Origin of the sequence: Sorangium sp. So ce426 (assembly GCF_051475585.1) — a bacterium.
GTDB lineage: Bacteria > Myxococcota_A > Polyangia > Polyangiales > Polyangiaceae > Sorangium > Sorangium cellulosum_B.
The window spans coordinates 11,133,950-11,148,589 of record NZ_CP150341.1; the positions used below are offsets into that span (position 1 = coordinate 11,133,950).

Annotated in this window: 7 protein-coding genes; 1 reads left to right on the plus strand and 6 read right to left on the minus strand. The window is 73.3% G+C overall.

Annotated features, from left to right (window positions below):
* Positions 1-16: 16 nt before the first annotated feature.
* From WMF44_RS41810 to WMF44_RS41835, 6 genes are all read right to left on the minus strand, one after another.
* The gene (locus tag WMF44_RS41810) at positions 17-940 is read right to left on the minus strand and encodes a response regulator (protein WP_437295638.1); all 924 of its coding nucleotides are present in this window, start codon (positions 938-940) and stop codon (positions 17-19) included.
* Positions 934-3,783 carry a response regulator gene (locus WMF44_RS41815; RefSeq protein WP_437295639.1) on the minus strand — a complete coding sequence of 950 codons (2,850 nt, stop codon included), beginning with the start codon at positions 3,781-3,783 and terminating at the stop codon, positions 934-936. Before WMF44_RS41815 ends, WMF44_RS41810 begins: the two co-directional genes overlap by 7 nt.
* Before the next feature lie 299 nt (positions 3,784-4,082).
* Positions 4,083-4,943 carry a sugar ABC transporter permease gene (locus WMF44_RS41820; RefSeq protein WP_437295640.1) on the minus strand — a complete coding sequence of 287 codons (861 nt, stop codon included), beginning with the start codon at positions 4,941-4,943 and terminating at the stop codon, positions 4,083-4,085.
* Entirely contained in the window at positions 4,940-7,267 is a 2,328-nt protein-coding gene (locus WMF44_RS41825) for an extracellular solute-binding protein (protein ID WP_437295641.1), read from the minus strand. Before WMF44_RS41825 ends, WMF44_RS41820 begins: the two co-directional genes overlap by 4 nt.
* 7 nt (positions 7,268-7,274) lie before the next feature.
* Positions 7,275-8,354, minus strand: a complete 1,080-nt coding sequence (locus tag WMF44_RS41830) for an ABC transporter ATP-binding protein (protein WP_437295642.1) — start codon at positions 8,352-8,354, stop codon at positions 7,275-7,277.
* A 39-nt stretch (positions 8,355-8,393) separates the two neighbouring features.
* Complete coding sequence (locus WMF44_RS41835; protein ID WP_437295643.1) at positions 8,394-10,364, minus strand: alpha-amylase family glycosyl hydrolase; 1,971 nt, start codon at positions 10,362-10,364, stop codon at positions 8,394-8,396.
* A 608-nt stretch (positions 10,365-10,972) separates the two neighbouring features.
* On the opposite strand from WMF44_RS41835, the gene WMF44_RS41840 reads away from it, so the two are divergent.
* Positions 10,973-14,506, plus strand: a complete 3,534-nt coding sequence (locus WMF44_RS41840) for an AAA-like domain-containing protein (RefSeq protein ID WP_437295644.1) — start codon at positions 10,973-10,975, stop codon at positions 14,504-14,506.
* The last annotated feature ends 134 nt before the right edge of the window (positions 14,507-14,640 follow it).

Here is a 14,640-nt window from a genome sequence, read left to right on the forward strand (position 1 = left end):
GCGACCGGAGACGGCGTCAGCCGCCGTCCTCGCCCTGCTCGCCGCCGGCCCCCGGCGAGCGGCACCGCATCACCATGCGGATCTCGTTGCCCTTGTCGTTGTGCCGCACCTCGTCCATGAACGTGCGGATCAGCATCAGGCCGCGGCCGCTCGGCTTGTCCAGGTTGGCGAGATCGGTCGGATCCGGCAGGTTGCGCGGGTCGAAGCCGGGCCCCTCGTCGCGCACCACGTACGTCGCCTCGGTGCGCGTCTCGCGCGCCACGACGAGCACGCGCCGATCCCGGTACGGGCTCTCCGCCCGGCGGCGCTCGACGAGCGCGGAGAAGGCGCTCGGCTGCTCGTCGAGCAGCGTCGAGCTGACCTCGAGGTTGCCGTGCACGATGGCGTTCACGAGCGCCTCGCGCAGCGCCACCGCGACCTGGATCCGGCCCGTCTCGTCGCACAGCCGCATCCGTCCCAGGCTCTGCTCGACGTGGCCCACCAGCGCGGGGACCTTCGCCACGTCGTTGTCGAGCTCGAAATGGGACTCGGTCGCCGTCAGGCACGAGAGGAGCTGCTGCTCCCGCCGATCGAGCCGCGCCACCGCGAGGACGTTCTCGACCGTGTTCACGAGCTCCGCCGCGAGGTTCCGCTTCGCGACGTAGCTCGCGGCGCCGCGCCGCAGCGCCTGCACCGCGATCTCCTCGCTGCCGTGCGCCGTCATCAGGATCACCGGGAGGTACGGGTGCTCGCGGCGGATCGCCTCGACCAGCTCCAGCCCGTCCATCTCCGGCATCTGGAGATCGGTCAGCACGATCTCGGGCATCGACCTGGCGATCGTCTCGAGCGCCTCGACGCCGTTCTCGGCGTACACGGGCTCCATCCCGGCGCGCTTCTTGAGCAAGCTCCCGGAGAGGCGCCGATCCATCGGGGAGTCGTCCACCACGAGCACCCTCACCATCGCGTCACCTCGCTGTCAGAGCGCCGCTCGCCCTGCACCGGCGGCGCCGGGTCCGCCGGCGCGCCCTCGCGCACGAACGCGGCGAGCTCGGGGAGCAGGCGCTCGATCTGCGCCCGCAGCGCGAACTGCGCCTCGGCCAGGCTGCCGAGCTCGTTCGCGCGCGCCATCTTCTCCAGCGCGAAGGAGGCCTCGAACGCGCCCCGCGCGCCGAAGCTGTCGACCCCGCCCTTCAGGCTGTGCGCGGCCCGCTGGAGCTTGCGGGCGTCGCCGGCGGCCACCGCGTCGTCGATGTCGCCCATCCAGCGCGGGCACTCCTCCAGGAAGACCTCGGCGAGCTCGCGCAGGAGATCGGCGTCGCCGCCCGTCCGCTCCAGCGCCTTCGTGCGATCGAACATCGGCCGGGCCGCGATCGAGGAGGGCGAGGACTGCAGCCGCTCCTCCGAGCGGGTGCTCGGCGGCCCGCTGTCGGACGCCGGCGAGGGCGCCGACGCGTACGAGCTCGGCGCGCCGAGCGACATGCGCGCCGGGTCCTCGATCTCCAGGGCGGAGGGCCCGGCGGCCAGCCGGTCGATCATGTCGTAGAGCTCCTCGACCTGCACCGGCTTCGACACGTAGCCGTCGAAGCCGGCCCGGAGGCAGCGCTCGCGGTCGCCCTTCATCGCGTACGCGGTCACGACGATGAGCGGCATGTGCCCGCCCTCGCGCCGCTCGCGGGCGCGGACGACCCGCGCGGCCTGGAGGCCGTCCATCTCGGGCATCTCCACGTCGAGCAGGGCCACGTCGTACTGCCCGCCCGCGATCTTCTCGACGGCGAGGCGGCCGTTCTCGACGATGTGCACGTGGTGGCCCTGCCGCTCCAGCCAGCGGCGCATCAGCTTCTGGTTGATCGCGTTGTCCTCGGCGACGAGCACGCGCAGGCCGCGGGCGCGCGGCCCGGGCGCGGCGCGGCGCGGGTCGGCCGACCGGAGCGAGGTCCGCGTCGGGACGCCGAAGGCGTGGAACACGGCCTCCTGGAGGTGGGACGTCTTCACGGGCTTCGTGACCATGGCGAAGACGCCGAGATCGCGGCAGCGGGCGACGTCCGCCTGCGCGGACGTCGAGCTGAGCAGCACGAGGACGCGCCCCTTCAAGATCTCGCGCTTCCGGCAGTGCTCGACCACGGCGAAGCCGTCGACCTTCGGCATGCGGGCGTCGACGATGGCGAGGCCGAACGAGCTGCTCGGCCCGACCGCGTTGCCCCCCGGCTTGCCCCAGGGCAGCGCCCACACGCCCGAGTCCTCCGAGAGCGCCGCGATCGCCGCCGCCCCCGAGTCGACGGGGACCGCCTTCATCCCCCAGCCCTCGATGGTGTCCGCGAGGATGCGCCGCGCTGTCGCGTTGTCGTCGGCGATGAGGACCTTCGTGCCGAGGAGGTCCTTCGGGATCTCCAGGCGGCGCGACCGGGCGGCGCCGTCGAGCGCCCGGAGCTGGAGGGTGAAGTGGAACGTGCTGCCCTTGCCGACCTCGCTCTCGATCCAGATCTTGCCGCCCATCATCTCGACGAGGCGGGCGCAGATCGTGAGGCCGAGCCCCGTGCCGCCGTACTTGCGGGTGGTCGAGCCGTCCGCCTGGGCGAACGCGTCGAAGACGACCCGCTGCTTCTCCGGGGCGATCCCGATGCCCGTGTCGATCACGCTCACGCGGAGCACCACGGCGTCGCCGAGCACCTCGCCCGCGTAGAGGCTCGGCGTGCCCTGGCTGTCCGCGCTGGCCTCCTCCTCGGCGCTGAGGGGCGCGCGCGAGTCGACCTCGGCGCGGACGACGACCTCGCCGGCGTCGGTGAACTTCACCGCGTTGCTCACGAGGTTGACGAGGACCTGGCGCAGGCGCAGCGGATCGCCGACGAGGGCCTCGGGCACGTCGGGGCCGACGTGGTAGGCGAGCTCGAGCCGCTTCTCGTGGGCGCGGAGCGCGAGCGTCTTCACGGCGTCGCCGATGATCTCGCTCGGGTCGAAGACGACGGGCTCGATCTCGAGCTTGCCGGCCTCGATCTTCGAGAAGTCGAGGACGTCGTTGATGATGGAGAGCAGCGCGTCGGCCGAGATCTTGACCATCTCGAGGTACTCGCGCTGCTCCTGGGTGAGCTCGGTCTGGAGCGCGAGCGACGTCATGCCGATGATGCCGTTCATCGGGGTGCGGATCTCGTGGCTCACGCTGGCGAGGAACTCGCTCTTCGCGCGGCTCGCCGCCTCGGCGGCCTCCTTGGCCTGCTGGAGCTCCTCCTCGACCGCCTGGCGCTGCATGAGCAGGGCGCGCAGGCTCGCGGAGTGCTCGCGCTCGTTCTCGAGCGAGGCCTCGCCCATGGCGTCCGCGCGGCGCTTGGCGATGCTCGCCATCACCGCCATCGCGGGGGTGGTGACGGCGTAGACGATGACCCGGAGGAGGTTGTCTTCGTCGTACGTTAACAGGACGCCCTCCTTGGAGAAGTAGAGCGCGAAGAAGACGCACGAGATGAGCGCCGTGACGATGCCGCTCCAGAGGCCGCCGCTGAACGCCGCGAAGACGATGATCATCGAGAGGATCGCGGGCGGGTTCGGGACGGTCCAGTCGAGCGCGGCCTCGAGCGTGGCGACGGCGCCGATGACGAGCAGCGCGAGCAGGGGGCCGAGCAGCGGGAGCACGAACTTCTCCCACGAGGGCCGGCTGAGGCGCCGCTGCAGCGCGGCGGGGAGCGGCAGGAACGTGCCGCGGCCGTCGGCGTCGCCGCCCACGCCTACGCCCACGCCCACGCCCACCGATGCGCGGGGGTCCGCGTGAGCGGTCCCCGGCGCGGCGGCGGGCGGGGGATCCTCGGCCTTCGGCATGGCTTCATGGAGATAGCGGGGTCGCGATCGGGCGTCCACGGCCGCGAGGGCCGGGTCCCATGGACGGGCGGCGCCGGGGCACAGCGGGCAAGTAGGAGGGACGCCCCTCGGCCCCGAGCGGGACGAGGCCGGGCAGCGCGGATCGCGGCGCCGGCGAGGGCGGGCAGCGCGGGTCGCGGCGCCGGCGAGGCCGGGCAGCGCGGGTCGCGGCGCCGGCGGCCGGGGCGCTGGCGGCCGGCGCCCCGGCGCGCGGCGGCCGGGGCGCCGGGGCGCCCGCGGCCACGCTCACCGCGGCGCGCTCACCCCTTCACGCCGCCCGTCGTCAGCCCCGCGATCAGGTGGCGCTGCGCCCCATAGAACGCCGCCATGACCGGCAGCGACACGAGGAGCGCCCCCGCCGCGAACCGCTCCCACTGCGCGTCGTACTCGCCGATGTACCGCTGCAGCACCACCGGCAGCGTGAACATCTCCTCCTTGCCGAGCAGCGTCGCCGCGAGGATGAACTCGTTGTACGCCGTCATGATCGCGAACAGCGCCGTCACGGCGATCGCCGGCCGCGCCGCCGGGAGCACGACCCGGAGGAAAGCCTGGAAGCGCGTCGCCCCGTCGACCATCGCCGCCTCCTCCAGGTCGACCGGGATCGCCTCGAACGCCGCCCGGAGCTGGAAGATCGAGAACGGCACCGCCGTCGACGCGTAGCAGAGCACGAGCCCTGTCCGCGAGTTGAGCAGGCCGAGCGCGTCGAGCAGGAGGTACAGCGGGATCGCGCTCGCGACCGTGGGGAACATCTGCGTCGCGAGCAGCGCGCGCAGGCCGCGGTCCTTGCCGAGGAACCGGAAGCGCGCGAGCGCGTACGCCGCCGGGACCGCGACGGAGACGCCGACGGCCGCCGTCGCGAGCGCGACGACGATCGAGTTGGCGAGCTGGCGGGGGAAGAGCCAGATCGCCTCGCCGCCGACCTTCTTCGACGTCGTGACCACCGCCACGATGTGCTCGAACGTCGGCTGGTTCGGGATGGGCAGCACCTCCGGCACCGGCGGGCGCGCCCCGGAGAAGGCGATCGAGGCGACCCAGAGCACCGGGTACAGCGCGAACGCGACCGCCGCGACCAGCGCGGCGTGCACCGCGATCGACTCGACAGGAGAGGGCCTCCGCGTCACGCGGTCTCCGTCGCCGCCGCCGGCACGGGCGCCGATCCGGCCTCGGCCCCGCCCTGCGGGATGGCGGAGACGGGCGTCCGCCGCCGCCGGAGACGCCAGTCGCGCGTCGCGAGCGTCAAGAGCAGGAAGATGAGCACCGAGTACGCCGCCGCGTAGCCGTACTGGGCCTCGCGGGTGAACGCCCACCGGTACGCCTCGGAGACGAGGATGTCCGTGGTGCCGTCCGGGTCGCCGCCGGACACGAGGAACACGACGTTGAACATGTTGAACGTCCAGATCGCGCCCAGCGTCACCGCGGGCGCGAGCACCGGCTTGATCAGAGGTAACGTAATTTTCCGTAGACGCTGCCACCGCGTGGCGCCGTCGACCTCGGCGGCCTCGAGCACGTCCTCCGGTACCGCGGTGAGCGCGCCCAGCGTGACGACCATCATGAACGGGAACCCGAGCCAGACGTTGGTCGTCACGTTGGCCGTGAACGCCGTCGTGAAGCTCGAGAACCAGGAGATGGGCTCGATGCTCGTCCCGAGCGCGGAGTTCACCGCCTCGATGAGGCCGGTGACGGCCCCGAACTGCCGGTGGAACATGCCCTTCCAGGACAGCGCGGTCACGTAGCTCGGCACGGCCCAGGGCACGATGAGCAGCACCCGGTAGAGCGCCCGGAGGCGCAGCGTCGGGCGGTGCAGGAGCAGCGCCAGCGAGACGCCGAGGAGGACGTGGAGGCAGAGGTTCACCGCGGTCCAGAGCACGGTCACCGCGAGCACGAGGTAGAACGAGCCGCTCGCGAAGAGCGGCCCGCCGCGGGCCGTGAGGATGCTGATGAAGTTGGCGAGGCCGACGTACCGGAGGTCCTCGCCCCTGCCGGCGAAGAGCGACGTGGCCGCGCCGATGACGAGCGGGATCACAACGAGCACGCCGATCGCGACGACCGCGTGCGCGACGTACTTGTAGGCAGGAATCGATCGCCCGATCGATCGCCCGATCGAGCGCCCGAGCGAGCGCCCGAGCGACCGCCGGAACGAGCGCCAGCCCGCGGCGCCGGGGGCCGCGGCCCTCGCGGCGTGGACCCACCGGAGCGTGAGCAGCAGCGCGAGCGCGCCGAGCGCGACGAGGAGCGGCGCCGGCGAGGCGGGGGGCGGGAGCGGCCGGCGGACGTCGTCGAACCGGCGCTTGGCCTCGGAGAGCGCGACGTCGGGGGGCGCGTCGCCCCGGAGCACCTTGCGGATCGCGCGCGTGGACGGCTCCCAGGTCGAGCGCATCGCCGGCGAGGTCGGCATCGGGATGGCCGCCTTGGCCTGCTCGGTGAACGCCGCGATGAAGGCATCGCCGGCCGGGACCGCCGCGTCGCTCCGCACCGGCGGCGTGCGCGCGATCTCGAGCCGCGTGGCCGCGGCGGCGGCGCCCGCGAGGTGGCGCGCGAGCGCCCGCGCCCCGGGGCGCCGCGCGCCCTGGGGCGAGAGCATCACCGCCTCGACGGTCAGGAACGGCCGCATCGGGAGGCCGGTCTCGCGCACCTTCGGGAGCGGGACGACGCGGGCGCGCCGCCGCGCCTCTTCCCCGAGGCCGCCCGCGAACCACGGCCCGCTGATCACGAACGCGGCGCGGCCCGCGTTGAACAGGTCGGTCACCAGCGCGCCGTTCGCGTCCTCCGGGACGACCCGCCGCTCGATGAGCGTGCGGACGAGCTCGAGCGAGCGCTCGGGCCCCGGGCCGACGAAGCCGAACTGGTCGTCCTCGCCCAGCATCGCGCCGCCGAACGCCGCGAGGATCGGCATGTGCGCGTAGGCGTTCGACGCCTCGTACGCGAGCGGGAACACGCCCTCGGGGAGCGAGCCGGCCAGCGCCGCGATGTCCTCGAGGGTCGCCGGGGCCTCCTTCACCAGCGCGGTGTTCATGTAGAGCGCCACGCACTTCTGGCTGATCGGCAGGCCGAGGAGCTCGCCCCCCTGCCGGACCGCGGCGAGCGCGGGCCCCAGGAACACGGCCTCGCCGCCCGGCTCGAGCGCGTCGCCCACGGGCGCGACGAGGTGGCGCGCGCGGAAGTCGCCGAGCCGCTCGTGGGCGTCGATGAACAGGTCGGGCCCCTCCCCCATCGGGATCGCGGCCTGGAGCTTCGAGGCGTAGGCGTCGAACGGGACGGCGAGGACCTCGACCTCCTCGCCCTCGAAGGCCGCGACGATGGCGTCGAGCGCCCTGGCCTCGTCGTCGCGGTAGGCGTGCCACAGCCGGATCGGCGCCGCGGCCGCGAGCGCGGGCAAGAGGAGGATCAGCGCGGGCGCGGCGAACGCGGCGAGCGTGAGCGCGAGACGACAGCGACGGCTGGGCACGGTCGCCTCACGCTTCTCGCAGGCTCAGCCCGGAGTCCGCGTCGAACAGGTGCACCTGGCGGAGCGCGACCCGCACGGTGTCCCCCTTCGCGACGCGCGCGGCCGGGTCGAGGCGCGCCACGAACGGCGCCCCCGCGACGGTGCCGTGCGCATACGACTCGGCCCCGAGGGCCTCGACGATCGCCACCTCGAACGGGGCGCCGCCGTCGCCCGACGCGAGGTCCACCTCGTGCGGGCGCACGCCGACCGTCACCTGCCGCCCGGACGAGAGCGCGCCCGGGAAGTCGGCCGCGTCGACGTCGATGGCGAGGTCGCCCTGGGCCGCGACCCACCGGTCGCCCCGGCTCTCCAGGCGCGCCTCGACGAAGTTCATGGACGGGCTGCCGAGGAAGCTCGCCACGAACCGGGTGCGAGGCCGGGCGAAGACCTCGAGGGGCGGCCCCGACTGCTCGACGACGCCCTTGTTGAGCACGAAGATCTCGTCGGCGAGCGTCATGGCCTCGACCTGATCGTGGGTGACGTAGACGCTCGTCGCGCCGAGCCGGTCGTGCAGCTTGCGGATGTCGACCCGCACCTGCGCGCGCAGGGCGGCGTCGAGGTTCGAGAGCGGCTCGTCGAACAGGAAGAGCTGCGCCCGCCGCACGATGGCCCTGCCCATGGCCACGCGCTGCCGCTGGCCGCCGGAGAGCGCCCGGGGGTGCCGGTCGAGGAGCGGGCCGAGCCCGAGCATCTCCGACGCCTCCTTCACGCGCGCCTCGATCTCGGCCGGCGGCGTCTTCCGGAGCTTCAGGCCGAAGGCGAGGTTCTCGCGCACCGTGAGGTGCGGGTAGAGGGCGTACGACTGGAACACCATCGCGATGTCGCGATCGCGCGGCTCGAGCCGCGTGACGTCGCGGTCGCCGAGCGCGATCGTGCCGTCGTCCGCCTCCTCGAGCCCGGCGAGCAGCCTGAGCAGCGTCGACTTGCCGCAGCCGCTCGGTCCCACGAGGACGGCGAACGAGCCGTCGGGCACGTCGACCGAGACGCCGCGCAGCACGTGGGTCTGGCCGAATCGCTTGTTGAGTCCGCGCACTTTGACAGACGCCATGTTGGAGACCCTCGTGGAAGGGAGGAGTGCCAGGCAGGATCAGAGACCATGGATGATCTGGTCTTCCGGGATGAGCAGCGCCCCGCTCAGCGGAGGCAGCTTGACGGTGACAGCGCCGTTCGCGCCCGCCCTATATGTCTTTTTTTCGGGCGAGAGCACGTCGACGAGCACGGTCCCCCGCGTCAGCCCCGTCGCCATCGCCGCCCCGTTGAAGCGCGTGGCGCTCTGCTTCCGGGGGTGCGTGTTGAGCACCACGAGCGCATAGTCGCCGTCCGGCTCCCCCCGCTCGAACGCGAAGATCCCCGCGTCCTCGTCCCCTTCGCCCGTCCGCTCCGTCGACCAGCGCACCCGCTGCTCGCCGACGGTGAGCGCCTGGTAGCCCCTGCGCAGCGCCGTGAGCCGCTGGATCCACCGGAAGAGCGGGTGCTCCGTGTCATAGCCGCTCTCCCAGAGATCTTCGCGGTTCGCCGGATCGTCGCCGCCGCTGAAGCCCTGCTCCGTGCCGTAGTACAGGCAAGGGATGCCTTCCTCCGTGAAGAGGAACAGGAGCGCATTCTTGAGCGCCGCCTCGGGATCGGCCTTGAAGGGCGAGGCGCCCGGGCCGACATGGAGGAAGCGCGGGACGTCGTGGTTGTCGATGAAGTTGACGAGCGCCTTCAGCGGCGGGACGCCGATGCCGTTCGCGTTCGGCTCAGCGCCGTAGTTGAGCGCCCGCGCGTCCCAGAGCTCCTCGATCCGCCGCGTGGCCCGGGCGTCCCGGAAGACGTCGCGGAAGACCCGATAATGCTGGGTGAAATACAGGACGGAGTCGACCGAGTCCCCCGTGATCGGCGCGGCGCCCGGACAGCCCCCCTCCGCCTCGTCGCCGTTCTCGCGCTCGAGATCGCCGCCGAGCGCTTCGTCGTGCGGGTGGGCCGGGACCTCGTGCTTCGTGAAGCTGCCGACGAGGTCGTCCTTGCCGTCGAAGGCCTCGCCGAACATGAAGAAATCGGTCTTGCCCGTCGCCGCCAGCTGCAGCCGGACGTTCTGCGTGAAATAGCGCCAGAACTCGTGCTCGACGTGCTTCAGCGTGTCGATGCGGAACCCGTCGACGTCGGTGAGCTCGACCCAGCGCACGAACACGTCGACCATCGCCCGCTTCACGTCGCAGCGGGAGGTGTCGATGTCCTTGAGGCCGCCCGGGAGATCGCCGTGCACGAGCTGGTCGACATCCTCGAAATCGAGGATGCGCCCCTTGCGGTTGTAGACCTCGGGGTCCTGGAAGAGCTCGGGCCGCGGCGGGAGGTGGTTGGTCGCGGGCTCGTGGCGGAAGACGATCGGCGCCGGCCCCGACTCGCCGAGCGGCGTCCGCGCCTGGACGCCGCGGGGGTCGAACTCCGGATCGTACTCGTTCACGGCCTCGAGCTGGAGGCGCCCGTCCTCGCCGCCGCCGGGGACGTCCTCGTCGGGCTGCCCATTCTCGTTGATGTCATAATAGAACAGCTGGCCGACGTGGTTCGTCACGATATCGACGATGACCCTCATGCCGCGATCGTGGGCCGACGCGACGAGCCGGCGCAGCGACGCGAGGTCGCCGAAATGGGGGTTCAGCTCGGTGAAATCCTGCGTCCAGTAACCGTGGTATCCGTCGACGCCGGCGTCGGTGTCGACGTTCTTGACGATCGGCGAGATCCAGAGCGCGGTGACGCCGAGCGCATCGAGGTAGGGCAGGCCCTCCTCGAGCCCCTTCCAGTCGCCGCCGTGCCACCTGCCCGGCGCCGAGGACACCCGGTGGTTGTTCCCCGCGTCGCCGTCGCCGAAGCGGTCTATCAGCACCTGATAGATGATCTCCCCGCGCCAGCTGCCCACGCCCTCGCGCGCGCGCAGCGAGGAGGCCGAGCCCACGGGCTCCTCGTCGAGCTCGGCGCACGCCGCCGCGAGGAGCGCGAGCGAGGCGGCCCCGGCCGCCCGCGCGAGGGCGGCCGCGCGCGCCGTCCGCCAGAGAGAGAGTCGCGATCGCCGCCGGTCCATCGCGATCACCTTAGCTCGGCGCGTCGAGCCATCACGCGTCCACGCGCGCCGACACACGCGCCGGACGAGAGCCCCTCTCGACGGATGAGCCCGGCGGCCAGCGGCGCGGCCGGCGCGAGCGCGGCCGGGTCAGGCCGCCCGCGCGCTCCGGCGGGAGCTTCTGGAGTGTCAGGCAAAGCCGTAGTGTCTACAGGAGCCTTCCGAGCCGCGGAGCGCAATGCGCAGACGAGCAGCGGCACGGCGGCCGGCGCGGCCACGACGCGGTTCTGCCCCGCCCTCAACACCCCTCGCACGGCGCGAACGCTACACCAGCAGCGGTGGCCCGGTCCACGATTTCTGGACGTAAAAGCGGGTTTTCGCGGCGCGACACCATCGACGCACACGCAATCGCGCCGCGCGCAACACAGGCGCGCAGCAAGGCCGGGGCGCGCGTCGCCAGCGCCTTCGCCGACGAAACGCGATCGTGTGAGCGCCAGCCCATCCGGTCGACGCGACATTCGCGTGACATTCACCGCGACGTCGCGAGCCCTGTTGTTTCACCGCGGACGCCGGCGACACGGGCTGTCGTTCCGTTGACGGTCCTGGCGTCGCATGGCACCGTCAGATTCGTGACCTTCTCGGCGCCTCCCGACCTCGATCAGGCGAAGGCCAGTGCCGGAGATCACAGGCGCCGGTTCCAGGCGGGCGGGACCGTGGGCGAGGGCGTGATCTATATCGAGCGCCCCGCCGACAGAGAGCTCTTCGAGGCGCTCCTGCGCGGAGAGCTCTGCTATGTGCTGTCGACCCGGCACATCGGGAAGTCCAGCCTGCGACTCCAGGTCTCGACGCGGCTCCGCGCCGAGCAGGTGGAGTGCGCGAGCGTCGATCTCGGGGCGCTCGGCACCGACACCACCTCGCCGGTGAGCTGGTACCTCGGGATCGCGTCGGAGATCGCCGAGCAGCTCGGGCTGGAGCCGCCGGACGAGTTCTGGGATGCCCACTGGCACCTCGGGCCGGTGCACTGCTGGTTGCGCTGGCTCGAGGACGTCGTGCTCGTGGAGATCTCCTCCGCGATCGTCCTGTTCATCGACGAGGTCGACGCCACGCTGGCCCTCCCGTTCTCGCGGGACGATTTCTTCGCCATCCTCCGGGCCTTCGTGAACCGGCGCGCGGAGCGCCCCGCCAACACCCGGCTGACCTTCTGCCTGCTCGGGGCGGCGGCGCCCTCGGAGCTCGTCGCGGATCCGGCGCGCGCGCCGTTCAACATCGGCCGCCCGATCCGGCTCGACGACTTCACCCGCGCCGAGGCGCGCGGCTTCCGCGCGGGCCTCACGGGGCTCGTGGCCGACCCCGACGCGCTGCTCGACGCGGTCTTCGCGTGGACCTCGGGGCACCCCTACATGACGCAGCGGCTCTGCGCCGATCTCGTTGGAGAGCGGCGCGATCTCGACGTCGACGAGGCCGTGGCGCGGCGGTTCCTCGACCAGGGCCGGACCGAGGACCCGAACCTGCGCCACGCGGAGCGGTGCGTGGAGGCGCAGGGGCCCCGCTGCGGGCGGGCGCCGGCGCTCCTCCAGCTCTACAAGCAGCTGCTCGACGGCCACCGGGTGGGCGTCGACGCCGGGGACCCGGTCCAGCGGGCGCTGCTGCTCTCGGGGCTCTCCGTGGAGCGGACGGCGGCCTCGGGCGCGCCGTACCTCGAGGTGCGCAACCGCGTCGTCCGCGAGGTCTTCGACCGGGCGTGGGTCCTGTCGCGGGAGGCGGACCGAGCCACGAGGGAGCCGCTCGCGCGCTGGCTGTCGCACGGGCGGAGAGACGACTACCTCGTCGGCGGCGCGGCGCTCGCGGAGCTCACGTCGTGGTGCGATGGGCGGGCGGACCTCTCGGCGGAGGAGAGGGCGTTCCTCTCCGCCTGCGCGCGGGCGGAGGGCCAGAAGCGGTCGACGCGGCGGCTCGTCACCGTGCTGGCCGTCGCCGTCACGCTGCTCGGCGGCCTGAGCCTCGTGCTGCTCTGGCAGATGGGGAAGGAGGAGCGGGCGCTGGTCCGCGCGCAGCAGGAGTCGCGCGAGAACGACGCCCGGCGGCTCGCGGCCCAGTCGGCGAAGGAGCGCGCCAAGGGCCTCTTGCCCCGCGCGCGCCTGCTCGCCGTGGAGGCGGCCCTCGCCGCCAGGGCGAGCGGCCGCCCCGCGGGCCCCGCCGTGGTGCAGGCGCTCGGCGACGCGGTCTGGGGCCCCGCCGTCGACCAGGAGGTGCTCGTCGGGCACGGCGGCGCGGTCCACCACGCGGCCTTCAGCCCCGACGGCCGCCTCGTCGCCACCGCCTCGGCCGACGGGGCCGCGAGGATCTTCCGCCTCGGCGGGCGCGACGAGCCGCTCGTGCTGCGCGCCGCCACCCCCGGCGGCGTCGTCGCCGTCGCCTTCAACCACGACGGGAGCCTCCTGGCGACCGCATCGACCGACGGCGCTGTGCGCCTGTGGCGCCCCGACGGCCACGAGGTTCGCGCGCTCGGCACGAGGGACGCCGCGCCGACGAGCGTGGCGTTCAGCCCGGATGGCAGCCGCGTCGTCGCGGGGACGACGGGCGGCGCGATCTACGTGTGGCGCCACGGCATGGAGGGCGAGCCGCCGCTCGTCGTGCCTTTGGGCGAGCGGCTCATCCGGCGCGCGGTGTTCAGCCACGACGGGGCCCGGATCCTCGCCACGGCCATCAGCGGGACGGTCCACGTCGTCCGCGCCGACGGGCACGGCGCCCCCGCGGCGCTGAAGGGGCACGGGCCGGGCGTCGAGAGCGCGGACACGAGCCCGGTGGACGACCGCATCGTCCTCGCGACGGGCGACGGAACGGCGCGCATCCTCGGCGCGGACCGGCGTGGGCCCGTCGTCCTCCGCGGGCACGACGGCTCGGTGCGCAGCGCCGCCTTCAGCACCGACGGCAGCGAGGTGGTCACGGCCTCCGCGGATGGGACCGCGCGCGTCTTCCGCGCGGACGGCAAGGGCGCGCCGGTGGTCCTCGAGGGCCACGAGGGGGTCGTGAACAGCGCCGCCTTCAGCCGCGACGGCGCGAGCGTCGTCACCGCGTCGGAGGACGGGACCGCGCGGGTGTGGCGGCTCGGCGGGCCGGGCGAGCCGCTGCTCCTGCGCGGCCACGAGGGGCCGCTGACCGGCATCGCCGTCAGCCACGACGGCAGCAGGATCGCCACCGCCGGGACCGACAAGACCGCGCGCGTCTTCCGGGCCGACGGCTCGGGCGAGCCCGTCGTCCTGCGCGGGCACGCCGAGCACCTGCTCAGCGTCGACTTCAGCCCCGATGGGAGCCGCCTCGTCACCGGCTCGGCCGACAGGACGGCGCGGATCTGGCGCGCCGATGGACGGGGGCAGCCGATCGTGCTCGGAATCCACGACGACCGGGTGGTGGGCGTCGCCTTCAGCCCGGAGGGCACCCGGATCGTCACCACCTCGTGGAACGGCATCCTGCGCGTGTTCGAGGACGGCGTCCCGGGCGAGCCCGTCGTGCTGCGCGACGAGCGCGCGGGGCTGCTCCGGGCGGCGTTCAGCCCGGATGGCCAGCACATCGTGGCGACGTCGGGCCCCGACGTGAAGGTCTGGCCCGCGGACGGCCGCGGCGCCCCGCGCGTCCTCCCGTCGGGGTACGAGGATCGGGCGATCGCCGCGATCGCGGTGAGCCCGGACGGGAGCCACGTCGCGATCGCCGCGCTCGACGGCTGCGTGCGGCTGCTGCGCAACGACGGCCAGGGCCAGCCCGCCCTCCTGAGCGGCCTCGGCGCGGCGGTCCGGACCGTCGCGTTCAGCAGCGACAGCGCGCGCCTCGTCGCTGTGTCGAGCGACGGCATCGCGCGGGTGCTCCCCGTCGACGGGCAAGGCGAGGCGATCACCCTCCGCGCCGAGGGCGTCACGCTGACGGACGCCGTGTTCAGCCCCGACGCCACCCGCGTCGTGACCGCCGCGAACGACGGCGCGGCGCGCGTCTTCTCGATCGCGGCCGAGGCCCTGATGGCGCGCGCGTGCGCCTACGCCGGGCGCAACTTCACGCGCGAGGAGTGGGCGCAGCTCATGCCCGGCATCGACTACCGCGCCACGTGCCCCGAGTGGCCAGGCGCCCCCGAGCAGGACGCCGGCGCAGCGCCGCGGCTGGACGTGCGCTGAAGCGGGGAATCGTCGGTGGTTGTCCGGGCGTGTCGGCGCGCTCCCCGGCGGGCCGTGATCTTCTCTATTGGTTGCACGCCACGCGAAACCTGAATTCACGCGAGCTCACGTGAACCCACGTGAACCCACGTAAA

Excerpts from the sequence above, each read along its gene's own strand:
- WMF44_RS41835 (WP_437295643.1), bottom strand. The coding sequence starts at position 10,364 with ATGGACCGGCGGCGATCGCGACTCTCTCTCTGGCGGACGGCGCGCGCG.
- WMF44_RS41815 (WP_437295639.1), bottom strand. The coding sequence starts at position 3,783 with ATGCCGAAGGCCGAGGATCCCCCGCCCGCCGCCGCGCCGGGGACCGCT.
- WMF44_RS41830 (WP_437295642.1), bottom strand. The coding sequence starts at position 8,354 with ATGGCGTCTGTCAAAGTGCGCGGACTCAACAAGCGATTCGGCCAGACC.
- WMF44_RS41810 (WP_437295638.1), bottom strand. The coding sequence starts at position 940 with ATGGTGAGGGTGCTCGTGGTGGACGACTCCCCGATGGATCGGCGCCTC.